The 23173-nt window shown below is 65.7% G+C and carries 22 protein-coding genes; 11 read left to right on the top strand and 11 right to left on the bottom strand.

Annotated features, from left to right (window positions below):
• Window positions 1-593: 593 nt before the first annotated feature.
• The 4 genes from ACFSL2_RS23040 to ACFSL2_RS23055 all read left to right on the top strand — a co-directional run bounded on the left by ACFSL2_RS23040 (window position 594) and on the right by ACFSL2_RS23055 (window position 3058).
• Window positions 594-1097 carry an HAD domain-containing protein gene (locus tag ACFSL2_RS23040; protein WP_377200076.1) on the top strand — a complete coding sequence of 168 codons (504 nt, stop codon included), beginning with the start codon at window positions 594-596 and terminating at the stop codon, window positions 1095-1097.
• Window positions 1098-1311: 214 nt separating this feature from the next.
• Entirely contained in the window at window positions 1312-1908 is a 597-nt protein-coding gene (locus ACFSL2_RS23045) for a hypothetical protein (RefSeq protein WP_377200077.1), read from the top strand.
• A gap of 30 nt (window positions 1909-1938) precedes the next feature.
• The gene (locus ACFSL2_RS23050; protein WP_377200078.1) at window positions 1939-2334 is read left to right on the top strand and encodes a hypothetical protein; all 396 of its coding nucleotides are present in this window, start codon (window positions 1939-1941) and stop codon (window positions 2332-2334) included.
• A gap of 193 nt (window positions 2335-2527) precedes the next feature.
• Window positions 2528-3058 (top strand): class IV adenylate cyclase, encoded by a 531-nt coding sequence (locus tag ACFSL2_RS23055; protein ID WP_377200079.1) that lies wholly within the window; start codon window positions 2528-2530, stop codon window positions 3056-3058.
• Window positions 3059-3192: 134 nt separating this feature from the next.
• Here the strand turns inward: ACFSL2_RS23055 and tyrS are convergent, their stop codons facing one another.
• From tyrS to ACFSL2_RS23075, 4 genes are all read right to left on the bottom strand, one after another.
• Window positions 3193-4581 (bottom strand): tyrosine--tRNA ligase, encoded by a 1389-nt coding sequence (gene tyrS / locus ACFSL2_RS23060; protein ID WP_377200080.1) that lies wholly within the window; start codon window positions 4579-4581, stop codon window positions 3193-3195.
• A gap of 94 nt (window positions 4582-4675) precedes the next feature.
• A complete protein-coding gene (gene fxlM / locus ACFSL2_RS23065) occupies window positions 4676-5926 on the bottom strand; it encodes a methyltransferase, FxLD system (RefSeq protein WP_377200081.1) in 1251 nt (416 codons plus the stop codon).
• Entirely contained in the window at window positions 5923-6630 is a 708-nt protein-coding gene (locus ACFSL2_RS23070; protein WP_377200082.1) for a GNAT family N-acetyltransferase, read from the bottom strand. Before ACFSL2_RS23070 ends, fxlM begins: the two co-directional genes overlap by 4 nt.
• Window positions 6627-7346, bottom strand: a complete 720-nt coding sequence (locus ACFSL2_RS23075; protein WP_377200083.1) for a GNAT family N-acetyltransferase — start codon at window positions 7344-7346, stop codon at window positions 6627-6629. The genes ACFSL2_RS23070 and ACFSL2_RS23075 overlap by 4 nt, the downstream gene beginning before the upstream one ends.
• 229 nt (window positions 7347-7575) lie before the next feature.
• Between ACFSL2_RS23075 and ACFSL2_RS23080 the strand changes: the two genes are divergently transcribed.
• From ACFSL2_RS23080 to hisS, 4 genes are all read left to right on the top strand, one after another.
• Complete coding sequence (locus tag ACFSL2_RS23080) at window positions 7576-9051, top strand: pentapeptide repeat-containing protein (protein ID WP_377200084.1); 1476 nt, start codon at window positions 7576-7578, stop codon at window positions 9049-9051.
• Between the two features lie 92 nt (window positions 9052-9143).
• On the top strand, window positions 9144-10034 hold the full coding sequence (locus tag ACFSL2_RS23085; protein WP_377200085.1) for a pantoate--beta-alanine ligase: 891 nt from the start codon (window positions 9144-9146) through the stop codon (window positions 10032-10034).
• Window positions 10031-11203 carry a hypothetical protein gene (locus tag ACFSL2_RS23090; protein WP_377200086.1) on the top strand — a complete coding sequence of 391 codons (1173 nt, stop codon included), beginning with the start codon at window positions 10031-10033 and terminating at the stop codon, window positions 11201-11203. The genes ACFSL2_RS23085 and ACFSL2_RS23090 overlap by 4 nt, the downstream gene beginning before the upstream one ends.
• A gap of 144 nt (window positions 11204-11347) precedes the next feature.
• Entirely contained in the window at window positions 11348-12664 is a 1317-nt protein-coding gene (gene hisS / locus ACFSL2_RS23095; RefSeq protein ID WP_377200087.1) for a histidine--tRNA ligase, read from the top strand.
• A 3-nt stretch (window positions 12665-12667) separates the two neighbouring features.
• Here the strand turns inward: hisS and ACFSL2_RS23100 are convergent, their stop codons facing one another.
• Complete coding sequence (locus ACFSL2_RS23100; protein WP_377200088.1) at window positions 12668-13756, bottom strand: D-alanine--D-alanine ligase family protein; 1089 nt, start codon at window positions 13754-13756, stop codon at window positions 12668-12670.
• A 50-nt stretch (window positions 13757-13806) separates the two neighbouring features.
• Between ACFSL2_RS23100 and ACFSL2_RS23105 the strand changes: the two genes are divergently transcribed.
• Window positions 13807-15054, top strand: a complete 1248-nt coding sequence (locus tag ACFSL2_RS23105) for an ATP phosphoribosyltransferase regulatory subunit (RefSeq protein WP_377200089.1) — start codon at window positions 13807-13809, stop codon at window positions 15052-15054.
• A 22-nt stretch (window positions 15055-15076) separates the two neighbouring features.
• Here ACFSL2_RS23105 and ACFSL2_RS23110 read toward each other — a convergent pair whose 3' ends face one another.
• The 3 genes from ACFSL2_RS23110 to ACFSL2_RS23120 all read right to left on the bottom strand — a co-directional run bounded on the left by ACFSL2_RS23110 (window position 15077) and on the right by ACFSL2_RS23120 (window position 16931).
• Window positions 15077-16294: an HAD family hydrolase gene (locus ACFSL2_RS23110; protein ID WP_377200090.1), complete on the bottom strand. Its 1218-nt coding sequence runs from the start codon at window positions 16292-16294 to the stop codon at window positions 15077-15079.
• A complete protein-coding gene (locus ACFSL2_RS23115; RefSeq protein ID WP_377200091.1) occupies window positions 16291-16581 on the bottom strand; it encodes a hypothetical protein in 291 nt (96 codons plus the stop codon). Before ACFSL2_RS23115 ends, ACFSL2_RS23110 begins: the two co-directional genes overlap by 4 nt.
• A 74-nt stretch (window positions 16582-16655) precedes the next feature.
• Complete coding sequence (locus tag ACFSL2_RS23120; RefSeq protein ID WP_377200092.1) at window positions 16656-16931, bottom strand: hypothetical protein; 276 nt, start codon at window positions 16929-16931, stop codon at window positions 16656-16658.
• A gap of 290 nt (window positions 16932-17221) precedes the next feature.
• Between ACFSL2_RS23120 and ACFSL2_RS23125 the strand changes: the two genes are divergently transcribed.
• Both ACFSL2_RS23125 and ACFSL2_RS23130 read left to right on the top strand, forming a co-directional pair.
• Window positions 17222-18508, top strand: coding sequence for a helix-turn-helix domain-containing protein (locus ACFSL2_RS23125; protein WP_377200093.1), 1287 nt, complete (start codon window positions 17222-17224; stop codon window positions 18506-18508).
• A 5-nt stretch (window positions 18509-18513) separates the two neighbouring features.
• Window positions 18514-19440 (top strand): phosphotransferase enzyme family protein, encoded by a 927-nt coding sequence (locus ACFSL2_RS23130; protein ID WP_377200094.1) that lies wholly within the window; start codon window positions 18514-18516, stop codon window positions 19438-19440.
• A gap of 287 nt (window positions 19441-19727) precedes the next feature.
• Here ACFSL2_RS23130 and ACFSL2_RS23135 read toward each other — a convergent pair whose 3' ends face one another.
• The 3 genes from ACFSL2_RS23135 to ACFSL2_RS23145 form a co-directional block, all read right to left on the bottom strand.
• The gene (locus ACFSL2_RS23135) at window positions 19728-20810 is read right to left on the bottom strand and encodes a competence protein CoiA family protein (protein ID WP_377200095.1); all 1083 of its coding nucleotides are present in this window, start codon (window positions 20808-20810) and stop codon (window positions 19728-19730) included.
• A 61-nt stretch (window positions 20811-20871) separates the two neighbouring features.
• Entirely contained in the window at window positions 20872-21789 is a 918-nt protein-coding gene (locus ACFSL2_RS23140) for a 1-aminocyclopropane-1-carboxylate deaminase/D-cysteine desulfhydrase (RefSeq protein WP_377200096.1), read from the bottom strand.
• A gap of 136 nt (window positions 21790-21925) precedes the next feature.
• Window positions 21926-23113, bottom strand: a complete 1188-nt coding sequence (locus ACFSL2_RS23145) for a damage-control phosphatase ARMT1 family protein (protein ID WP_377200097.1) — start codon at window positions 23111-23113, stop codon at window positions 21926-21928.
• Window positions 23114-23173: the final 60 nt, after the last annotated feature.

Here is a 23173-nt window from a genome sequence, read left to right on the forward strand (position 1 = left end):
GCGCAGGCCTTCCGGTGAAGTGAATCTGCGTGGCTCTGCCGGCTGGCCGAGCGGGGCGGGCGGCGTCATGCGATCGGTGGCGTCCATGTCCTGCACCGTGACATGCACCTGTACCCGTCGAGGTACCACGCGACGTCCCCCTGGGCGCGCATTCTGCAGTCCCGGCGCTCGGGGGACGTGGCGTTCACGCAGGTCGATGCGTGGGTCGTCCATGCCCCCCAACTCGTGCAGATTGGCCGCGGTGTCTGGTGGTCGCGGGCCGTGCGAAATGCTCGGGTCGCCGTGCGACGCGGGATCTGTCGGGGGAGTGCTCGACTTCGTGTTCATGGGCGCGATCATGCAGATCGTGCGCGCACTTTCCGCACACCCTGGAGCGCACACCAGCTGGTGTGCGGGGCGTACGCCCTGGTCAGGAGCGCGCACCTATTTGTCGTCGTGGGGCGCGCTTCGCGACAGAGACGCTCGAGATTGGCGTCCCGATCTGCCGCATCCCCTGGGCGGTGCGCGTTCGTGCGCACCGCCCGCCTCCTCTCGTCTGAGAAGGCGGGGCACACCGGTGCCCGCCGCTGTTCGCAGGCCGCTATCGTGCGGGCGTGACTGTTGCCCACCCGCTGCTGTTCCTCGACGTCGACGGCACGCTGTTGCCCTTCGGCGGGCCCGGGATGCTGCCTCTGCCTCGCGACGGTAAGCCCGAGGACCCTGACATGCCGCGCCCGGAGCTCGACCTCATCGATCCGGCCCTCGGTCCGCTCCTGCTGGGTCTGCACTGCGACCTGGTGTGGGCGACCGCCTGGATGGGTGACGCGAACAAGGTGATCGGGCCGCGGGTCGGGCTACCAGAGCTGTCGGTCGCGGACCTGCCGCCCTATGGCGATGGCGACCCGGACGGTCTGGGGTGGAAGACGCGCGCCCTGGTCCGGGTTGCGGCGAGCCGACCGTTCGTATGGGTCGACGACGTCATCACGGAGACGGACCGCCGGTTCGTCGACCTCGACCATCCTGGGCCTGCGCTGCTGTTCCAGGTCGAGTCCTCCGTCGGGCTGACTGCCGACGGCGTCGCCGAGATCGCGACATGGCTGCAAGGGCGGGAGCCGTGACGGGTCGCGCGACGTCGCCGACTGGATCGAATGGGCCGAACCCGTCGAACTGGTGGCCAGCGGACCGATGCTGGTTTGTGGACGGACTACCACCTCACCGCGACACAAGTGTCCGGATCTCGCACGCTGATCGAAACGGTCGGCTCGCACCCGCAGCGGAAGACTCTCGGCTGGCGGTGGCCCGACCGAAGCCGAACCCGGCAGGCGCGCTCACATGATGCCTGACCCCGACGTCTCCGGCTGGCGGCCAGATTTCCTGCCCGCAGACGAACAGTTTCAACGCCAGGCTCGGCTGCTCGGCGATCTCGTCAGCGATCAGGTCGCCGAGACCTGGATCGTGTGGAACTTGGACTTCGACGAGTGGTTCGCCGATCTGCCTGTGGTGTTGCGGCTCGCCAGCGGCCGACAACTGGAAGTGTGCTGGGAGAAGTTCGACGACTGTTCGATCACGTGGAACACGATCGACCTCACCGAGACGCCTCGGGGCTGGGTCGAGTGGCCTTTGCAATGGCGTCGGGCTGCCCACGCGGCACTTGAGGCCATCGAACACGAGACGATCCGAGATGTCCGAACTACGACGTTCGAGTTCACAACTCATTCGGTCACCGGGCCGTGTGGCAGTGCCTCGACGTGGCTCACGACCGGCATGTGGCTCGGAACCGGGAACGGCGGCCTTCACGTCTTTAACGCCCTCGACGAGAACGGGATCAGCGGCCAAAGACCGGTCGAAGACGCGGCGCACCGATCGCAGATCATCGGTAGGGACGATGGCCAAGCCCCAAGATCATCCCCGGCGGATTGGCCGCAATAGCGTCGTCGTAGTGACCGGTACCTTTGCGCCATGCCGTACTCCGTGGGCGCGCTCGCCGCGCTTCGTGAGATCGATCCGGAGATGGCCGTCCAACTTGTCGTCGATCTGCTCGGTCGCCCGGAGTACGGGGCGCGTGTCGAGAACCGGTCGGCTGGCGACCGATGGGCGAGTGCCTGCTTCGCGCTGCCCCAAGGCGGATACCCGTATGTGGAGATCCACCAGTTCGACGAGATGGTCGATGTCATGACAGGTCAAGCTGAAGACCTCGGCATCGATGTCTCGTTCCTCCCCGACTCGTTGGTTGACTGGTACCCCCACACGAGCGAGATCACTCTGGCCGAGCCAGTACTCCTCGCAGTTCTCGGTGATGGCCCACGCATCTGGTGGGACAGCGTCGAGGGTTTCGCCCTGGGTGAGCCGGCGTGAACATGCTGGGTCTCCTCCACGAGGCCATCTCAGACGACTGCCTCGCCTGGCTGCTCGCTACGAGGATCGACCTCGAGAGTCCGCCGCGGGGGGACGAACCCGTCGAGCCGGTCCTTCGCCCTGATCCGCATGGTGCGATGACCTAATCGCAGTTCGACGGAGAGCGTGATGCTGCCAACCGAAAGGACCCGTTGTGCCGATCGAGCACGAGGGCAAGATCCTCGACATCGACCCTGCCGCCGTCGAGCGGACGATCCTCGACAAGGGTGGCCAGAAGCTCGGCGAGAAGCTGATGCGCCGGTACGTCTACGACATCGTCCCCGGCGACATGTCCAAGTGGATCCGGTTGCGGGACACAGGCCAGGAAATGACACTCACGGTCAAGGAGATCAAGAGCGACGCGATCGATGGCACCCATGAGACCGAGGTCGTCGTCGACAGCTTCGAGGAGACGAATGCGCTGCTCGGGATGCTCGGTTTCACCGCGAAGTCGTACCAGGAGAACAAGCGGGTGAGCTTCGTTCTGGACGGCGCTGAGATCGAGATCGACAGCTGGCCGCGGATTCCCACCTACCTGGAGATCGAAGCCGCAACAGCCGAGGAAGTGATCCGAATCGCCGGCCTGCTCGGCTTCGGCGCCGATGACCTCACCGGGGAGAACACGATGAAGGTCTACGACCGGTATGGCATCGATCTGGCTGCGATCCCCGAACTCCGCTTCTGAAGCCAGGCTCCACGGCAGTTCCAGCAAGCCACGCTGCCGTCCAGAAGCGACCGACGGCGGTCAGCGCCGCGACCTGAGTTCCAAGAGATTGAAGACGACGGCGCGGACCCCCGGGGGCGCCGCCGACCATGGGCTCAGCCGGCGATCTTGGCCAGCTTGCGCCCGACCTTGAGGAAGACCTCGCCGGCCGCCGTGTCGATCCCCGCGAGGACCGTTGCCAGGCTCTCGCGGGCGTCGTCCGGCGTCAGCGTCGTCTGCTCCTGCCCGCCGTCGAGCTCGACGACGATCCGCAGCCCGTTCTGCTCTGCGACGCGGCGCACGTCGCCGTTTGACTTCGCGAATCCGAGGCCCTTCACGACCTCGGTGACCGGTGCGTCGAGGTCCGCCACGACCGGGAGATCGGAGACGTCACTGAAGGAGCGCTTCGAGAACTGGGCGGTGAACTCCTTACGAGCCTTCATCGCGGCGTCGACGCCGTGGACCGCAGCAGTGACCTCGCCCGCGAGGATCTTCTTCAGGTCCATCGGGTGCAGGGTCCCGGCCTCGAGCCGCTCGATGACGACGGCGAGCTCGGCATCGGTCCACTCCGACAGCGCGCGGAAGTAGGGCTCGACCAACCGGTCCGGCACGGACATGAGCTTGCCGAAGATCTCGCCTGCCGGGGCCGCGACAGGCACGTAGTTGCCCAGCGACTTGGACATCTTCGCGCCTGTGCCGTCGGTGCCCTCGATGAGCGAGGTCGCCGCGACGATCTCGGGCGTCTGGCCGCTGATCTCCATGACCTTGCGGCCCATCTGCATGTTGAGGAACTGGTCGATCCCGCCGATCTCCACGTCACTGTTGATCTCGACCGAGTCCAAGGCCATGACGACGGAGTAGATCAGCTCTGCCATCGACAGCCCCTGGCCAGCTTCGAGCCGCTTGCGGAAGTCCTCGCGCTGCAGCGGCATCGAGACCGGGATCTTCGCGAGGATCTCGATGATCTGCGGAAGCTTCACATCGCGCAGCCAGTCGCCGTTGTAGCGGAACTGGGCGTGCGAGAAGTCGAAGAACGGGGTGACCTGATCTTTGTAGGTCGCCAGGTTCCGGGCAATGTCCTCGTCGGTCAGCGTCGGGCGCTCGTCGGACCGCCCCGAGGGGTCGCCGATCTTCGCGGTGATGTCGCCGACGATGAAGACGACCTGGTGGCCCATCCGTTGGAACCGGGACAGCAGCATCATCGGTACGGAGTGGCCGAGGTGGACCTCCGAGCCGGTCGGGTCGATGCCGAACTTCGCGATGAACTTCCGATCCTCGGCAGCGGCCCTGGCGACGCGCTCGGCGAGCGCGGGCGTCGACGGCTGTAGCTGCTGGGTACGGGCTGCGATCAGCTCGGCCTGCTCGGACGGTGAGAGGTCCGACAGGTCCATCGTGCGGCGGGCCGTCGTCTCGGTGAGCAGGTCGCTGACCGCCTGATAGCCGGCCAGGTCGGCTCCACGCAGCAGCATGGTTGCGGTCTGGACGGACTTGGCGAGGCGGGTCATGGTCGTCTGCTACTCCTGAGGTCAGTAATGGGTTCGTGCTTGGTCGAACCTGTCGGCGGGGTGGACCGGCAGAGGACTCCGCCGTAGACGGCGCTTAGGTGATGAGCACGGGCCAGTTGATCGCGAGCGTGCCGTGCGGGCGTGGCAGGACCGCCACGGACGATGAGACATCCTCGTCTGGCTCGGTACCGACGGGCCACCACTGGAACAGCGGTTCGGCGCCTCGGTAGTCGGCGCCGTAGCGGGCGATCGTGTCGGCGAGCCGTCGGGTGAGGCGGGCTGCGTCGGGGCCTTTGCCGATCGCGCCGACTTCGAGCGTGGTCTCTGTGGCGGGACGGCGGTGCAGAGCCGCGAACGAAGCCCCGTCGACGAGGGCCGGGTAGAACGACATGTCCGAGCCGCGGTCCGCCGGGTCCTCGGCTTCCAACGCGCAGGCGCCCGGCTGGACCAGGACGTAGGTGAGCAGGTCGAGCCAGATGGTGCGGTTCTTGTAGATCACGCCGGACCAGGCCTCGACCGGTTCGGTCGCCAGGACGTCGTCCGACACCGCGATTCCTTCGGGGACCTTGGTACCGGGGAACGTGAACGTGACGGGCTTGCCCGACGGGCCGGTCAGCTGGACCGAGGGCGGGTTGAACAGCCCCGCGCCTTGTAGGGGCACGAACCCACCCGGGACCGTTGACTCCGAGACGAGTCGACCGTCCTCGTTGCGGAACCCGATGATGCGCTGCAGTCCTGGTGCGATCTGGAGGGGGACGACCAGGATCCCGTCGGGCGCGAGCTGCTCGATCCAGGATTGCGGGATGGACCAGGGGGAGACGGTGACCATGATCCGGTCGAACACGCCGCGCCCGAGGAGTTCGGCGGCGTCGGCGGTGATGACCTCGACCCGGTCGGTCAGGCCGAGATGTTGGAGGCCGGTGCGGGTGCGTGAGCAGACGCTTTCGTCGATGTCGACGCTGACCACGGTGCCGGTGGGTCCGACAAGGTGGGCGAGCATGGCGGCATTGGGGCCGCCGGACCCGATCTCCAGCACGCGCTGCCCTTCCTGGATCTCGGCCTGCGCGAGGTTGCCGGCGTGCATCGTTGGTGCGGACAGCGAGGACAGGGCCTTGCCGTCGTCGCCGAACCGCGTCCGCAAGGCATCGTGGATCGCGTATGGCAGGTCTGCCGGGGTGCCAGCAGGTGCGAATAGCTCGCGGGGTACTGCACGGAACGCTGCCTCGATCTTCGGGTCCGAGAGCACGCCAGACTCGATGAGCTCAGCGATCATCCGCTCACGCAAGGCTTCGGAACTCAACGTCGGGTCGGCGTCGATGCCGCTCTGCGCATCGGTCTGTGTCATGCGTTCTCCCTGTACGTTGACTGCCTCGGTTGATCGATTCCGAACAGCTGGCGGACCGACGACGCTCCGTCGATTGCGATCTCGGCACGCAGATCGTCCGGCCGGGCGTCCCATAGTTCTCGGGTCATGCGGTAGCTGCGCTCGATGACCGACTGCCCTTCCCTGACGGTCGCCCGCCACCCGTTTGCCGTGTACCCGAGACGGCGGGACACGGCGTTCGAGGCGGGATTGTCGTCGTACGCCTCGCTGATCATCTCTGCCGCGTTGAGCCCTTCGAAGGCGAGGTGCAGCGCCATGAGTCGCATTCGGGTGCCGATGCCCTGGCCATGGTGTCGAAGCCCGAGCCAGGAGCCGGTACGTCCCGATCGGGTGACCTGGAAGTTCTTCGCGGAGATCTGTTGCTCCCCGACGATCTCGCCGTCGCGGAACACGGCAAGCGACAGCGCCCAGTCGTCGGCGGCGGTCCGGCCCCGGTTCTTCCACTGGTGGGCGAGGACATTCCGCTTGACCTCTTCGTGGGTGCCCCGTGTCCATGGCCAGGAGAACGGGGCGACCTCGGGGTTGTGCACGCCATCGGCGGCGAGACTGGCGAGCGCGAGCAGCTCGACGTCGTCGGGCAAGCGCAACTCAAGGTCATCCCAACGAACCCGCAATCCGAATGTCGGTAGGACCGCGCTCAGGGCGTCCCGAGAAGTACCCGTCATAGGTGGGGTCGCTGGGTACCGAGGACGGCGGCTTCGACGAGTCGCGGTCCGCTGTACTCCTCAGGGACGGCGTCCATGATGATCTCGTCAGCGGGTTGGCCGAGCCAGGAGCCGGTGCGGCGTCTGGTGCCGACGGTGCGGAAGCCGGCCTTTTCGTAGGCGCGAATGGCGGCGGTGTTGTTGGCCAGGACCTCGAGGTAGACGCAGCGCAGAGCGGTGACGTGGAAGGCCCAGTCAAGAACCATCGTGGTTGCGGTAGTGCCGGTGCCGTGCCCGCGGTGGTCGGGTTCCCCGATGTAGATGAAGAACTCGGCGGTGCGGTAGCGGTCGTCGATGAGCAGGGACGTCATCCCGACTGGTGTCCAGGTGTCGTCGTGTCGACGGTAGATGGTGAAGCGTGTCTGGTCAGCGCTGCCTTCAAGCTGGGCCTCAAGACCAGCGGTGCGTTCGGTGAGGGATTCCGGTGTCTGGCGGGCGTAGCCGGCCATGACCGGTAGCGAGTTCTCCCAGCGCCAGTAGGTCTCGACCAGGTCGGCGCGGAGCGGCCCCAGGCCGACGTCGTCGTGGGCCAGCCACAGATCAGGGCCGTAGGCGTCGTTGATGGTGGGCTCCCGTGAGTAAGCGCGCGAGGCATCGGAGCCTGTTCGCACTCCAATCGGACCGTAAGTCGTCGTGTCTGTCTGCGTCACGCGGTTGCCCCCCGGCGAATCGACCACGACGTCGACGGTACAGCGCGGGCTTTCATCCGGGGGCTTGTACTGCGATCGGCGGCGGCGCGTCAAGCAACGTTTGCGCAGGTCAGAGCGTCGCCGCTACAAGGACGCGACAGAGACGCCGCAGAGATGCGCTAGGCGTCGCCTCTGAAAATCGCTTCGATGGGCAACGATCAAGCAAAACGACGGCAAAGGGGAATTGGCCCCACTCGACAGTGTGGAGGTATGCGGCGTGGATCAACTCAAGGCACCAGAGCACCACGACCTGGAGACGGAACCTGAGACAAGCAGCAGGCCACCGAGCCATGCGGACGTCCTGCGAGAAGCGGCGCAGAGCTCGGATCGGCAGGCCGGGATCAATCGAGTCCGAGCGCTCACCGAGCAGTTGCTCACCAGCATGGGGACTGGCCTGAACCTCACCCAGTCAGACCTTTCGGGACTCGACCTATCGGGTATGGACCTACGTCATGCTGTACTCAACCGGGCCTCCCTGTTCGGCACCCGGCTGGTCGGAGCGAACCTGCGAGGAGCGGCGCTGGTCTGCGCAGGCATCGAGCGTACGGACTTCACCGACGCTGTCCTGGCCGGCGCCTATGTTCACTCTCTGGCGGCGCAGGCGAGCACCTTCGTGCGTGCCGATCTAAGCGGGCTGGTCGACGCGACCGGTGCCTTGTTCCACGGATGCAACCTCACCGATGCCAACCTCGCCGGCGCCGAGATCGCTGGGACGAGTTTCTACCAGTGCTCGTTTGCAGGCGCCGACCTGACGGGGGCCGACCTGCACGGCTCACTGTTCAACGAGAGCCGCCTCGACCGGGCAAACCTCTCACGTGCGAACCTCAGTGGGACAACGTTCCTCCGCAGCGGCATGACCGGGCTGGTGCTGAAGGGGGCGCGGGGGAGTGACGCCAGCATCCAGCGTCCGACGACGGCCGACGGGATGGCGCTCTCAAGCGCAAACCTCGCGGGCTTGAAACTCGTCCAGGTGCGCGCCGAGCGGCTGGATGCCCGCGACTTGCATGCACCTGGGATCGACGTCGGGGGCAGTGACCTGCCAGGAGCTGACTTCACCGGCGCCGACCTGACCGACGGGCGGTGGATCGACAGCAGCCTGGCGCGGGCGACCTTCGACGAGGCAGCCCTTGGAGGTTCCACCTGGACCCGCGTAAGTGCCGTCGAGGCAACTTTGCGCAGTGTGCGCGCTGAGGCCATGACCTGCACTGAGTGCTCGTTCGCCGAGGCGATCCTCACGGGCTTCGCGGGACGCTATGCGACGTTCCGCGGCTGCGATCTGCGCAACGTGGACCTTTCTGGGGCATACCTGTACCGGGCTGTCATCGTCGGCGACCCACCGCCGTCAGCCCGCTTGACCGGTGCGACTCTCGACGGTGCGAACCTCACCCAGGCGTACCTGGCGGCAGATCTGACCGGGGCGTCCATCCGACACGCCTGGGCAACCTATGCCCGGATCAACCAGTCCGTCCTCGCCGATGCCGACCTGCAGGGCACTTCCCTGTTCCGGGCGAGCGCCGTGAAGACCGACTTCACAGGTAGCCGCCTCGGTGGGCAGCGCGGTCTCCTGTTCGCCGACCGGTGCGCAGGTCTCGCCACAGCACTGGGCGACGCCGATCCGGGAGCGAAGAGCATCGGCGAGCTGGTCGACGATCTCACCTCCCTCCTGGCGCGCGACACAGGTAAGTCCACCTGACACCAGGCAGCCAGACACTGTGCGGGCGGCGGCACGGAGTTCGCGCCGCCGTCCGCTGGACCGGATTTTCCACCGCGAGAGGGAGCCGACCTATGCCTGTCGAGCACTACACGTCCGTAGCCAAGGCGCGTCCGCGTTTGAGGGAACTCTGGGGTACTGGCCGGAGCATCGGCTCGGTCCACACGCTCGGCGCACTGCATGTCGCACACGGCGAGGTGATCAAGCGGGCGGCAGGGGAGAACGACCACACCATCGTCACCGTGTACCCGAATAAGATCCAGCTCTTCCCCGGCAGCGTGTACCAGTACGACCTCGAAGAGGACGTTGCGTTCGCCGAGCACTGTGGCGCCGACATCGTGATCTCGTCGGACGACACTGAGATGTACCCGCCCGACTATGCGACCTACGTTGACCAGGGCGACCGGGCTCACCGCCTGAACAGCTCAGTTTTCGACTACGCCTCACGTGGCCAGGTCACCGGAGCGATCCGATGGATCTCCCTGTGCCGCCCGACCGCGAGCTACTTCGGGATGAAGGACATCGAGCAGTCGCTCCTCGTGCAGCGCGCCGTCAAGGACCTGCTGATCGACTGCGACATCCGCCACGTGCCCTGCGTGCGCTACCGCGACACCGGCGTACCCGTCTCCTCACGGCTCCGATTCCTACCGCTGGAACGGCTCACCGAAGTCGGAGCGGTCTACCACGCACTCGAGACCGGGCGGCGACTGATCTGCGACGGCGAGACGAATGCCACGGTCATCGTCGACGCAGTCCGGGAACAGCTCGAAGCGGCTCTGACGACCTTCCAGATCTTGTACGTGACAGTCGCCGACGCAGAGACCTTCGCCCCTGTGGATCGGGCCGAGCTGCCTTTCATCCTTCACGTAGCGATCACCGACGGCACGATCACTCACTTTGACGGCCTCTGTCTACGAACCGAACAAGAGCTCGCGGAGTCTCCCGAGGTGATCTGGATCCCATGACCTACAGGCTCCTCATCGGCCTGCCGAGCTTCAACGAGGCCGACACCATCGCCAAAGTCGCCAGCGACATCGACTTAGCGCTGCTGGCACTGCCGTTTCCTGTCGATGCACTACTCCTCAACTGCGACAACGCCTCAACCGATAACACCACAAACCGCTTCCTGGAGACCACCACTCACTTCCCCAAGCGCGTCGCCACCACCGAGCACGCTGCCGGCAAGGGAACCAACACCGTCGCCATCCTCCAACACGTGACCGATGACAGCTTCGACGCCGTGATCTCCGTCGACACCGACCTCGCCGAAGTGCCGCAGGAATGGATCCACGGTCTCGCCGAGGCTCTGCATGAAGGAGCCGACTACTGCTACCCCATTCGCCCTCCACGCTGGAACGGCGGCGACCTCACCTACCACCTCGCCTACCCGGCGCTCGCTGGCGTCTACGGCGTGGATCTGCGTGAGCCGCTCTGCGGTGATGTTGCACTCTCTCGGCGTGCGGCTCAACAAGTGCTCAGTGAGCAGTGGACTGATGGAGACCTGCGCTACGGCGGCGACTTCCTCATCGCATCGCTGGCCACAACGGAGGCTTGGACCTGCATCAGCCTGGGTGCCAAACGGCGGAACAAGCTACGCAGCTTCTCAGGTGTAACCGACGACGACTACCGAATGGGCGGGAAATTCAGAGAGAACGCGCTGAGTGTTCAGCATCGAGCACGAGCTCGAATCGCCGCCGGGCCGCCGCCGACACGGCTCGTACCGATGGGCGTCCGAACACCCGTTGACTCGGCCTTCGTCGTCCCGGATCGCGACCACGACATCGACCGGCTCGCCCACGGCACGGCGAGCCGACTTCGGCACGATGCTGAAGAACACGCGTTCCTGATGTTCGCACCGAATATCGCAAGTAAGTTGGCCGACTTGGCAACGGCGGACGACGCGATGCAGGGGTTGCCATGGCCGCTCTGGCGCGACGCCCTCGCCACCTGGATCAGCCCAGAAGCCATGGGTGCCGGCGGAGCTGTCCCGGTCGACCTTCTGGAAACACTGTTCCTCAGCCGCGTGGTTGCACACCACCACGAGATCGCAGGCAAGCCCGGTTGGTACCAGTCCGTCGTCGAGCAGGGCTTGGACCTCTTCGACCATCGGCACGACCTCTGGCAGACGACCTAGAATCATCCGCAGTCCGCGGACGATCATCCGCACTCAAGTAGATGATTCGTCCGTACTCAGTAGATACCTACTGAGCGGCAATCCGTGCCCGGGCTACGCGCACTGGAAGCAACTACCCGAAGCAGCCGACGAGGAGCACTCCGAATGACCGAACAGCTGGTTCGACCCGACCCGATCAGCGGCTTCCCCGAGTGGCTGCCCGAGGTCCGGCTGGTCGAGCAGCATTGGCTCGACAAGATCCGCCAGATCTTCGAGAGCTACGGCTTCTGCTCCATCGAGACTCCGTCGGTTGAACGGCTCGACGTGCTGCAGTCCAAGGGGGAGACCTCGCAGGAGGTGTATACCCTCCAGCGCCTCCAGGCCGATGCGAAGGACCAGACCGACGCCAGCCTCGGACTGCACTTCGACCTCACTGTTCCGTTCGCGCGGTACGTGGCCGCGAACGCCGGCAGGCTTGTCTTCCCCTTCAAGCGCTACCAGATCCAGCGAGTCTGGCGCGGTGAACGACCGCAGGAAGGCCGCTACCGCGAGTTCACCCAGTGCGACATCGACGTCATCGGCCAGGACAATGTCCCGCTGCACTTCGACTCCGAGCTTCTGCGCATCGTTGTTGAGGTCCTCACTGCTCTCGATCTGCCGGCCTGGACGGTCAACGTCAACAACCGCAAGGTACTGCAGGGCTTCTATGAGGGCCTCGGCATCCACGACACGATGGCTGTCATCCGCGTCGTCGACAAGATCGACAAGATCGGCCCAGATGCCGTTTCCGATCTCCTGGCGTCTGACGTCGGCCTCACCGCCGACCAGGTCTCTGCGACCCGGTCGTTGGCACTTATCCGTGGCACAGACTCGACCGTCATCGACGAGATCCGAGCCCTGGGTGTGAAGTCCGACCTTCTGGAAGAGGGCCTTACCGAACTCGGGCAACTCCTCGATTCGTTCGCGGACCTCCCGGCAGGCACCGTGACCGCGGACCTGTCCATCGCACGTGGACTCGACTACTACACGGGCACCGTCTATGAGGCCAAGTTCCTCGACTGGCCCGGTTACGGGAGTATCAGCGCTGGTGGCCGCTACGAGAACCTGACAGGCAGCTTCACACGGAAGAAGCTTCCGGGCATCGGGCTGTCGATCGGCCTGACACGGATCTTCGCCAAGCTCGTCGCCGAGGGGCTGATTCAGACCGGTCCGAGCAGTCCCACGGATGTCCTGGTCGTGGTTCCCAGCGACGATCGACGAATTGATGCTCAGTCCGCTGCAGCCACGCTGCGTGGACGGGGCCTGAACGTTGAGCTGTACCACCAGGCAGACAAGATCGCTAAGCAGCTCAAGTACGCCTCCCGCAAACAGATCCCGTTCGTTTGGTTCCCGCCTTTCGAGGACGGCAGGGACCACGAGGTCAAGGACATGGCCTCGGGGGAGCAGTCTGTCGCCGACCCCGCTGCCTGGTCCCGGGCCTGACGGTTACTCCAAGGCAGCAGCGTGGAGCGCGTGCAGCAGGTTCGGATAGTCCAGACCTGCTGCACGCATCACCTTGGGGAAGACGCTGGTGCTTGTCATTCCCGGAATGGTGTTGACCTCGTTGACGAGGAGCTTTCCAGTCAGCTGGTCGAGGAAGAGGTCGACCCGAGCGAACACGTCGCAGTTCAGAGCCCGGTATGCCGCATCCGCGAGGGCACGAGCCTCATCGGTCGTGGCGCTGTCGAGGTCAGCGGGACAAGTGAACAGCGGATTGCCCACTGCGTACTTCTCCTCGTAGGTGTACAGGTCCCCGACAGGGCGGCATTCACCTGGCGGAGAAACAATCAACGAGCTCCGGCCGACGATTCCGACTACGAGCTCGCGGTGCGGGACGAGTTGTTCCACGACCACACCCTCGTCATGCACGAGCGCGCGCTGCAGGGCTGTCCGAACGTCGTCGGGCGAATCGACTCGGCTGATCCCGACGCTCGACCCACCGGACTGCGGCTTGACGAACCATGGCGGCGGTCCGACGCGCTCGACCAAGCGATGCAGCAGGTCGGGAGCGTCGGCGGCTGTACGGGGCACAACCGTCCCGCGGGTGACGGGAATGCCAGCCTTGGCAAGGACCGACTTCGCCCGGGCCTTGTCCAAGCAGTCGGCGGATGCCTGTGGACCGCAGCCGATCAGGTGCAGGCCGGCTGCAAGAAGCATCTGCTGAAGTGTGCCGTCCTCGCCCCAGCCCCCGTGGGTGACAGGCAACACGACCGGAAAGCCAGCAAACGCATCAGTAGGTGGCAAGGCGGGGTACGAAACGACGGGCCCCGGCTCAGCCTGGAAGGTATCGCGACCGGGGATCCGTCTCTGGTCCGACTGTTGCCAGAGCACGTGCAGGGCGCCCGGGCCGAGGTGCCAAGTTCCGTCGCGGCCAACGCCTACCGGGAGCAGATCCCACCCCAGCAACTGAGCGTTCTCTATGACACCCCGGGCGCTGGCCAGGCTCACTTCGTGTTCGGGAGACTGCCCTCCGAAGACCACGCCTACACCTGCAATACCCATGTCTCTCCGCCCTGAAACTTCCCACGACCTCATGATGCTGATGACCTAATTGTCCAGTCTGCTAAATCCACTATGGAGGCGCCGTGCACCAGCGACCACAGCATCTGACGCTGCCTCGGGGGTTCGACGACGTACTTCCCGAGATCACGGCGATCCGGCGGCGACTGCAGAACGAGTGGCTCGACCTGTGCGGTTCTCACGGCTATCAGGCGGTGACTCTTCCTCCGGTCGGGTTCGCTCCGACGTTCACTGACAGCCATCACGCGGGGGAGAACAGGACGTACGAGTTCGACGACCGAAAGGGGCGTCGGCTCGCGCTTGCTTCGGACAGTCTGCCTGCAGCGCTTCGGCTTGCGACCGTAAGGGACCTGCCGCGTCAACGCATCAGTTACGCCGCTCCCGTGTTCCGGTATGAGCGACGTCCCCGTAGGCACTTTCACCATCTTGGGCTGCTTGACCTGACCGAGAGCCTCGCTACGGACGAAGACCGTTCCACGGCACGGCAGATCCAAGTCCTCGCCGAGTTCGTCGCGCCAAAAGTCGCCGCCACCTTTATGATCGCGGACCCCGGGACGTGGCTCACCGCGATGGCTGTTCCCTCTACCGACCTGCTCAATGTCCTTCGACGTGTGCGACCTGCGGAACGACCCGCTATCGCTGCAGATATTGATGGTGAGGGCATCCTCGTTCGTCTGGCAGAGCGGCTTGTCGACGATCCAAGTGCCAACAACGTGGAGTCTTGGACTGATCTGCCGGACTCGGTCCGGCGCCGGATCGTTCGTGCCCACGCACTTGCTGAGGCCGCGGAGTCTGCTGGTGCAACAGCGACGGTCGATCTCTCGTCGCTCCATGCGAGCGAGTTCCACGACGCGCCGTCGTTCACAATTCGTCCGGCCGACGAAGAACGGCTCCTCGGGGACGGTGGCGACTACAGCGCGTTCGCCCGGCGCTTCCTTCGGCGGCCGGTGCGTGCGAACGCGGCTATGGTCGGGCTCGAACGACTGGGCGACCTGGTCGAGCGAGCAGCGCAGGCCGCCGCTGACGTCATGGTGCTCAGCCTCGATCCGAGCACGGTCCGAACCGCAGACGAGCTGAGCCGGGCAGCTCGCTCCGCCGGTCTTGCGGTCTGGACGGATTCTCTGAACCAGCCCATGGCGGCGCACCTGCGAGATGCCCACCGGCTCGGCATCCAGAATGTGATCGCGCTCGGCACAAGAGACGCCGCCGCGACCATCTTCCGCATCCGCGACAAGGATGGTGTTTTGCACGACGTGCCTCGGGATCAGGTGATCCCGTGGCTGCTCAGCGCTCGCTCGCACAGATCGGATTGACCGTGGTCCGACGTTTGCTGGCCTACTCGGTTTCGACACGGCCCGACCGACCCTGGTGGATAGCTTGGGCATAAAACTCTCGGCTGAGGTCGATGCGCGAGGTGCGTCGAGCCTGCCACAGAGGTAGATCGAAGCTGGGACGGTCACTGTCCGTCTCGGTCCTGGTCCAGCGGGCTCGCAGACCAAGGTCTGTTCGAGGAAACTCGAGCCCCGCAGCGTCGAGCGCGTTGGTGACGTCGAGCATCAACAAGCCAGCCGCTGCCGGCACGGCGCCATGACGCCTCCATCTGCCTGCCACGAACGTCAGGATCTCGGCTCTTTCCAGGGCAGCACCCGCCCCTTGCTGCACCCGGACCAAGACTGGTCCGGGCGCCGTAGCGACACCGATGGCGAGCTGCGCCGGCAGTGGCGACCAGCCCGACGTGTCGACGGTGCCGTCTACGAGTGACTTGAGCACTGTCGCGGCGCCGTCCTCATCGATCGTGCCGGTGACCTCGTCGGCTGCCGAGCGGACAGGCGCCGAGGCGTGGCCCATTGCGATACCCCGGGCGGCCCAGGTCAAGGCCTCGATGTCGTTGGTCCCATCGCCGATCGCGATGGTGCCCTCTTGAGGGACTCCCAACTTGGTCCGGAGCTGCTCCAGCGCGGTCGCCTTGGAGACACCAGCACCCGTCACGTCGAGCCAGCCTGGACCGGCGGGTGTAACCGTCACACCCGCCCCGCCCAGCGCGTCCAGGTGCTGCCGGATCGCGGGAGCGGACAGCACGACCCGGGTCGCTGGCGTCGCGCACAGATCTGCGACCGAAGTGCACTTCTGCTCACCGTTGAGCACATCGGAGTTGAACAACCGGTTCACCCTCCACCCCCAACCTGGCTCCTCGACAGCTACCCGAACACTCGGGTCGTGTAACAGTGCCGCGCGGATCACGGCTGCGGGATCGAACAGCTGTGTGCGCGTAAATCGGTGTCCACCTGGTGCGTCGGGTTCTAAACGGATCGTCAGCGCGCCGTTGGATGCCACGGCGTGCCCGTCGGTCAGGCCGAGCCGCTCGGCGACAGGCAGTAGACCAACCAAGGACCGGCCAGAGGCAAGCACCAGGTGGTGCCCAGCGGCACGGGCTAGGTCGACCGCCTGATGCACCTCCTCGGTGATGTAGCCATCCGGGTGCATCAGAGTGCCGTCGATGTCCAGCGCCACGAGCAGATGATTGGTCCACGCATCTGTGGGTGCAGCGTTCATAGCGAAGCCACCTCAGCTGCGGCCTGTGCCGATAACGCCGTGATCCGTCCGGGCTGCACCGGCTTGCTGGCTGCCGTGCCGATCAGTACACACCGGATGCCGTGCTGTTCCAGCTCGTAAGCGAGGCGTGTGTAGGCGCCGGCGAGCTGTGACTGCGCAGGGATAACGACAATCGCGGCGCCGCGCAGCCGGGCGGCGTCTGCGATCTGGCTGATCGTGAGGCCGTCACGGTGGTCGTCAAGGACCTCTGCCAGGGCAAGCCCTTCAGCGGACGCGTAGCAGGTCACGAGGGTGCGTTGGTCGGCCGCGTTCGTGTCGCCCCGAGCGGCAACGTAGCCCAACGCGACTGGCCGCTGTCGATTCACAGGGATGCCCCGGCGAGTGCTCGGACGTGGCATTCCAACCCACCGACGGTCCCGGACCAGTCGGTGATCGCAGGAACCGCCATGCGGTGATCGAGCCGCGACGCGAGGCCCAGCTCACGGGCAATCATGGCGCCGTCCGCCAATGCGGACGGCTCGATCCGAAGGCTGCCGCGCATGAGTGTCAGGCCGGCGACACGGTCTTCACCGAGCCCTTCGAGTATCTCGGTGAGCACCGTGATGACAGCACGCAACGACGGTGTGGTGGGGTGCATGGCTCGCTCCTCGTTCGACGCATGAGCCCGCATCGACGCGACAGGCTCCAGGTCCTTCTCATCGAATCGGCACGGCCTACCCATCCGTAGGGCGCGGAGGCGGCGGTCGTGTAGCAGGTCCGTAGCGTGCGCACCGCCGCAGTGCTCGCGAGTCGCAGGGCTGTAGCGGGTTTGTAGCGTTTCGGATATGCCCCTCCCGGCCCATAGATCCCGAAGCGGCCTGCGGATACCGTGGACGAGCCAGACGATCGACCGTGAGCGGCCCAGGTGCCGCACTTCAGGGGGACGCCATGGGGAACCGCCGGAGCAGGCTCGCGGAGCGACGCCGTGCCCTTGGCCTGACCCAGGAGGTTCTCGCCGCGCGGTGCGACGTCGAGCGAACAACCGTCGCACGCTGGGAGACCGGCTTCATGGAGCCCGGCCTCTGGGTCCGGGCTCGCCTGGCCGAGGCGCTTCAGGTCACGTTGCAAGACCTGGAGACACTGCTGGCTCCCGGGCCCGGTAAGGAGCCCGCGATTATCGAGGTGTTGCCAGACGGGCAGGAGCGCAAAGAAGCTCGCCTGCTCCTGGGCCAGCTTGCCTCCATCGCGATGGCTCCAGAACAGAGCGCCGATCCAGCATGGGCCGAGCCGGTCGACCGGTTAACAGCGTCGGCCCCCTCACGGATCGGGATGGTCGACGTCGAACACGTGCAGGCGCTGACTGTTGCGATGCGTGCGGTCGACTACGCGCACGGCGGAGGTGCCTGCAGGGACGCGATCTCAGCCCAGGTGCGCTGGTCTCAACAGCTTCTGGCGGCCGACGCGACCGACGAGACTCGGCGGCACCTTTTGATCGCGCTCGCCGACCTGCACAACCTTGCGGGCTGGGCGTCGTTCGACGTCGGAATGTTCTCCACTGCTCGCAGGCACTTCGCCCGAGCGCTGGAGCAGGCGCGCCACGCGGGGGACGACTCCTTGGCGGCGAACATCCTCTACCGGTTGGGGCGTCTGCACCTGCACCGAGACCTGAGCAAGGAGGCGCTGCGGTTCTTCCAACTTGGACAGCTCGTCGCTCAGGACTCCTGCGGTGTTACGGACTCGATGCTGTGGGTCAATATGGCGTGGGCGTACGCCTACCTCGGAGATCGACCCAAGATGGACCACGCCGTAACAGCAGCCGAGGACGCGTTCGGTGCTGCTGACCTCGACCAGGCGGCGTCGTGGGTGCGGTTCTTCGGTGAGACGGATCTGCACGCAGTGACTGGCGCGGCCCTGACATCCCTGCCGGACCCGCAAGACCAGGAGATGGAGCGCGCAATAGAGCTCGTCACCACCACGGTCCGGCTCCGGGGTCCGGAGATGGCGCGCAGCCGTACTTTCGAGCACATCAGCCTGGCCGTCGCGCACCTGCGCATCGGAGCCCATGACGAGGGAATCGCCTACGGTCATCAGGCGATCGATGGGGCCGCTTCCGTTCGGTCCGTGCGTACCATCGACCGGCTCGAACCGCTGCGCGTCGAAGCCGCTGCGCAGCCATTGCGCGTCGGGGCGGACGATCTCGCCCAACGCATCACAGAACTGCAACCTGCTGTCTGAGGACAATGACCACGAACACCATCGGCAACCGTAGCGCCAAGCCGGAACAAGAAGGCGATGTCGACTGGCCATACGAAGTACTAGCCAGCACCTGTGAGTACATCGGCGCCAACCCAGCCGAAGCTCGGCTCATCAAGTTCACCAACAACGCCGTCTTCGCGCTGTCCCGCGACCCATACGTGATCCGCATCGCCGGCTCCGACGCCATTGCGAGGAGGGCGGCGAAGGTCGTAGCAGTTGCGGAATGGCTCGCCCAGCACGACATGCCGACCGTTCGTCTCCTCGAAGGCGTCGCACAGCCACTCGCCGTAAATGGCCACGCGGTCACCGTGTGGCGTCAGGTGCCTGACGTCGGACCACGTCCCACCGGTTATGACCTGGGCCGCATCGCCCGGCGCTTCCATGCGCTCCCAGACGCTCCCGATCGTCTGCCTGCCTGGGATCAGCTTGGCACGGTCCGTACTCGCCTGGCTGCTCAAGACGTCCTGACTGACGACGAACGTCAATACCTCGCTGATGTCACCGACGAACTTGAGGTGGACCTCGCTGAGGTCGACTTCCTCCTGGAGCCCGGTCCTATCCATGGTGATGTGTTCGCGGGCAATCTGATCGCCGGCCCCGATGGACCCGTGCTGTGCGACTTCGATTCAACCTGCACCGGGCCGCGGGAGTGGGATCTGACACCCGCTGCTGTCGGACGACTGCGTTTTCACTACCCGATCGACTACCACGGCCAGCTCGCAAAGGGTTATGGCATCGACATCCTTGACTGGCCCGGATTCCCGGTCTTCCGTCGTATCCGAGAGCTCCAACTGGTCACCAGCGTGCTACCAGCCCTGCGCTCCAGCCCCCGCATCCGGGAACAATGGCGCTACCGGTTCGACACCTTTCGCGCTGACGACACGGATGCGGTCTGGACTACGTACACCTGACTCGACTCGTGCTAATGCCACCGCCACCGCCACCGCCAGCGGACGTCGTCTCGAGGATGGGGCGGTTGTTCTGAGAATGGTTGCTACAGATGGCGGCCAGGTTGGAGCCGCCGGGTGTATCGGCCCGGCCGTCAGGCGCGAGGCATGCGGCCACGGAACTGCTTCCACTGGTTGATTCGGCCACAGGCGCGCCATCGTTCGGGTCCGATTGGCGCGACGAGGCCCGCATCGACGAACGTGTCGAGGTACGACGTCAGAGCCTTGAGGGCGTAGTCGCCGTCGTGTGTCTAGGTGATCGACGCCACTCGGAGCGCGGTCCAGCAGTCATCGAGTGCAAAGTCGCGTCCCAGTCTGTTGTAGATCAGAGCTTCGTATAGCACGGTGTGCCAGTAAACCGGGATGGCTTCGATCGCCCAGTCGTTATCGCTCGGGTCAATAAGCAGGCGAGGGGAATTGCCCCACACGCGGTGAACCAAGCGGCGTGCTCTCGACGTGAGCCAAGCGGCACGCCGCCGATTTTCCTCTTCTTCCAGTGCTTCCTCGATCGCGCGTTCGTCAGCAGCTTCTCCTGCGGCAGCACGGGCGGCCCCCTTTATGGCGGCGTCGATTCTCCGCATCGTCGGTGTCACCAGCCCCCTATCGGGGTCCAGAACACAGGCATCGAGCTCGTCGACGCGCAACCACGCAGTGGATTCCCACTTGAGCCGCGTTGTGAACCGCCGGTCACCGGCCAGCGTGCCGATCTGGCGAGTGACAGGGTTGATGACAAGCACATGCCGATCCGCCGCTGCGAGCGTTCGTCCAAGTGCTGGCACGCGGACCGCGGATGCAAACTTCGGATCCAGCTGCACGCGCGTGTGGCCCACAAGCCACGTGACTGTGACCTCTTCGCGGTCGAGGTCGGTCTGCTTCGCAGCCCAGAGTTCGGCGGGAAAGTGTTTGTACTCGACCTCCAGTGCGAGTCGTTGACCCGTTGGCCAGGTCACCAGGACGTCGGGACGGCGATTGAGCTCAAGCTCGACGTTTTTGATGCTCTGTCCTTCGACGACGACGGCGTCACTGCTCGCTTCCTGAGCTGCCCATCGAGCCAGCATGGCCTTGGACGCAAGGTGGTTGGCTCCTTTCGAGCTGCCCGGGTGCTCGACGGCCGTGACGTGGAAGAAGTGGTCGCGCTTCGATCCGCCGCGCGTCGAGATCAGCTCTTCGCACTCCGGGACGAGACAGGTCCACTCTGCGCGGGCCGTCCTGCGGACTTCCGCTGCGGTGCCTGGAGCGATGAATACCGGCTCACCGGTGATCCGATGACGAGCCCACACCTGTCGGGACTCCCGGTCGAGAAAGGCGGCGACCGCCTCGGGCCCCTGCTCCACGCCGCGACCGTACATGGCAGCTTTACCGGACGATAGGACGTCGTGTGATAGTCCAAGCCGATCATCCGTCGGTGGCGAACGCTGGTCCGGAGATGACCGCGACCACGGTCGTGCCCGGTGGAAACCACCGCTGTTCGATCAGGTCGAACAGCCCGTACATCATCCTGGCGACGTACACCCACTCGAGCCGTAGGCCGTGCTTGCTCTCGAAGTCGTCGATGAAAGCGCGCAGAGAGTCGTTCGTCTTGGCGAACCCGCCGAAGTGGTAGCCGGTCTCGATCGACCAGTTTTCTGTGACGCGGCCGTAGGCGTCGCGTTGGAAGGAGGCGACGTCGTCGCGCAGGAAGTCCCCACCCTTCAGCACCGAGAATCCGATGGCGGCACGTGAAGCGGTGAGGGCCGCGGCGATGCCGGCCAGCGTTCCGCCGGTGCCGCTTGCGCAGCAGATGACGTCGAAGTCCTGGTCGATCTCGTCGACCAGCTCGGCGCATCCCCGCAGCGCGAGGGCGTTGCTGCCGCCCTCGGGGATCAGGTAGAAGCTCCCGAACTGCTGGCGCAGGCGGTCGATTACCGACGGGTTGGTCTTGGCCCGGTAGGTGGTCCGGTCCAGGTAGGTCAGTTGCATGCCGTGCTCGACGGCGAATTGCAGCGACGGATTCAGCGGGAGGTGCTCTTCCCCGCGGATCACGCCGATCGTGTCGAACCCGAAGATCTGGCCTGCGGCCGCTACGGCCCGGATGTGGTTGGAGTATGCGCCACCGAACGTCAGCAGACGTTGAGCGCCGGCGTCGCGTGCAGCGGCCAGGTTGTACTTCAACTTGCGCCACTTGTTGCCCGGCAGCTCGGGGTGGATCAGGTCGTCCCGCTTGAGCAGCACCCGCACACCCGCGTCAGACAGGCGATTGTCTTGCAGCTCCGTCAACGGCGAAGGCACGTGCAGGTCGGGAGCCTCCGCAGCGCTCATGCCGACGACCTCCATGACACCGATCCGGACGAGTGCAGTCACAGTAGACGACGGCGGGACGCGGGCCGCACAGGCGACTCACGCCGCGGCACGAGCACGCCGTCCGCTGGATGTCCGAATCAGACCACCGCGGAAGGGCGGGACAGCGAGCTCAGGAGCGCACGTGGATGACCGCGTGGGTGCCGTCGGTGCGCCATCCAGGCGCGTTGGACTCCAGGTGCGCCAGCCGATCCGGGCCCACGCCGACGGCGACGTCGGACTTGAGGGTCCGTAGCGCGGCCAGCGGGGCGGGGAAGTAGGACGTGAGGTCCTGGAACGAGGTGGTGGGATCCCAGTGGGCGTCGCCGACGAGGCGGCGGTAGTTCAGGTCGCCCTTGATGATCACGACGGTCGCCTCGGCCAGTTCGGTGGCGAGGTCGGTCGGCAACTTTTGGAAGGTCAGCGGACTGCACCAGAACGAATGGGCGTGCACCTGGAGTCGGCCATCGCCGATTGCGGCCGTGAGACGGGCGGCGATTCCGCTGGCGGTGTCGCGGGCCTCTTCCAGGCGCCGTAGCACCTGTAGCAGGTCGGCGGTCGTGGCATCGGAGACGTAGTAGGGGTGAGGCTTGAGGTGCAGTGCCACGATCGCGGCGCGTTCGGTCACCAATAGGCGGTCGATCAGGACGAGGTCGGCGGCCAGCTCCCGGCCGGCGTTGTCCGCGATCAGGTGCACCCTGCCCGGAGCGCCTGCGTCCAGAAGGCGCCACAGCTCCGCCGAGTCGTCGGCGACGAGATCATCGACCTGGTCCTTGCCCTGTGCGCCCGGGTCGGAGATCCGGAAGCCGAGGTCGGCGCGATTGCCCCACAGGGAGGCAGCCAGAGCCGCGGACAGGCTGGCCTGGTCCGGGGCCGCAACGAGACGGTCAAGGTCTCTCAGATCGCGGGCAAGATCGGGGGTGTTGAGCTCCGCGTTCTTCTGCGGTGCGAACGGGTCGATCCCGGCCCACGGTCCCGAGCCAAAGTAGCCGGTGGCCTCCAGCAGGAGACAGTAGAAGTAGGACTCGGCCCACAGGAACGGAACGTCGACCCATGAGCGGCCCAGGTACGGGGCCGCCCATTCCTGCCACGTCGCGAGGTCGTGCGAGCCGGCTGGAAGCGGCGGAATGGTGCCGTCGATCGTCATCAGCAGCTGGTCGAGCGACTCCTGGATCGCTGGTGGGTAGGGCACGAGCCGGCGAACGGTCGCGATCAGGTCCGGGTGCCTTCGCGTCAGCACACCCCAGGCGAAGGAGCCGGGAACGTTTGACACGATCGGCGCCGCGGCCGGGAGGGGATTCTGGTCGTGGTTGATGGTCACTCGCTGGCTCCTCGTTCATCGTCATCCAACTTGAACGACGGCGTTCCCATCCTCGCTGGA

It is taken from the genome of Promicromonospora aerolata, from assembly GCF_042682255.1.
Lineage (GTDB): Bacteria > Actinomycetota > Actinomycetes > Actinomycetales > Cellulomonadaceae > Promicromonospora > Promicromonospora aerolata.

Excerpts from the sequence above, each read along its gene's own strand:
- ACFSL2_RS23100 (WP_377200088.1), bottom strand. The coding sequence starts at position 13,756 with ATGAGGTCGTGGGAAGTTTCAGGGCGGAGAGACATGGGTATTGCAGGT.
- ACFSL2_RS23110 (WP_377200090.1), bottom strand. The coding sequence starts at position 16,294 with ATGAACGCTGCACCCACAGATGCGTGGACCAATCATCTGCTCGTGGCG.
- hisS (WP_377200087.1), top strand. The coding sequence starts at position 11,348 with ATGACCGAACAGCTGGTTCGACCCGACCCGATCAGCGGCTTCCCCGAG.
- ACFSL2_RS23050 (WP_377200078.1), top strand. The coding sequence starts at position 1,939 with ATGCCGTACTCCGTGGGCGCGCTCGCCGCGCTTCGTGAGATCGATCCG.
- ACFSL2_RS23120 (WP_377200092.1), bottom strand. The coding sequence starts at position 16,931 with ATGCACCCCACCACACCGTCGTTGCGTGCTGTCATCACGGTGCTCACC.
- tyrS (WP_377200080.1), bottom strand. The coding sequence starts at position 4,581 with ATGACCCGCCTCGCCAAGTCCGTCCAGACCGCAACCATGCTGCTGCGT.
- fxlM (WP_377200081.1), bottom strand. The coding sequence starts at position 5,926 with ATGACACAGACCGATGCGCAGAGCGGCATCGACGCCGACCCGACGTTG.
- ACFSL2_RS23070 (WP_377200082.1), bottom strand. The coding sequence starts at position 6,630 with ATGACGGGTACTTCTCGGGACGCCCTGAGCGCGGTCCTACCGACATTC.
- ACFSL2_RS23125 (WP_377200093.1), top strand. The coding sequence starts at position 17,222 with ATGGGGAACCGCCGGAGCAGGCTCGCGGAGCGACGCCGTGCCCTTGGC.
- ACFSL2_RS23045 (WP_377200077.1), top strand. The coding sequence starts at position 1,312 with ATGATGCCTGACCCCGACGTCTCCGGCTGGCGGCCAGATTTCCTGCCC.
- ACFSL2_RS23140 (WP_377200096.1), bottom strand. The coding sequence starts at position 21,789 with ATGGAGGTCGTCGGCATGAGCGCTGCGGAGGCTCCCGACCTGCACGTG.
- ACFSL2_RS23090 (WP_377200086.1), top strand. The coding sequence starts at position 10,031 with ATGACCTACAGGCTCCTCATCGGCCTGCCGAGCTTCAACGAGGCCGAC.
- ACFSL2_RS23130 (WP_377200094.1), top strand. The coding sequence starts at position 18,514 with ATGACCACGAACACCATCGGCAACCGTAGCGCCAAGCCGGAACAAGAA.
- ACFSL2_RS23085 (WP_377200085.1), top strand. The coding sequence starts at position 9,144 with ATGCCTGTCGAGCACTACACGTCCGTAGCCAAGGCGCGTCCGCGTTTG.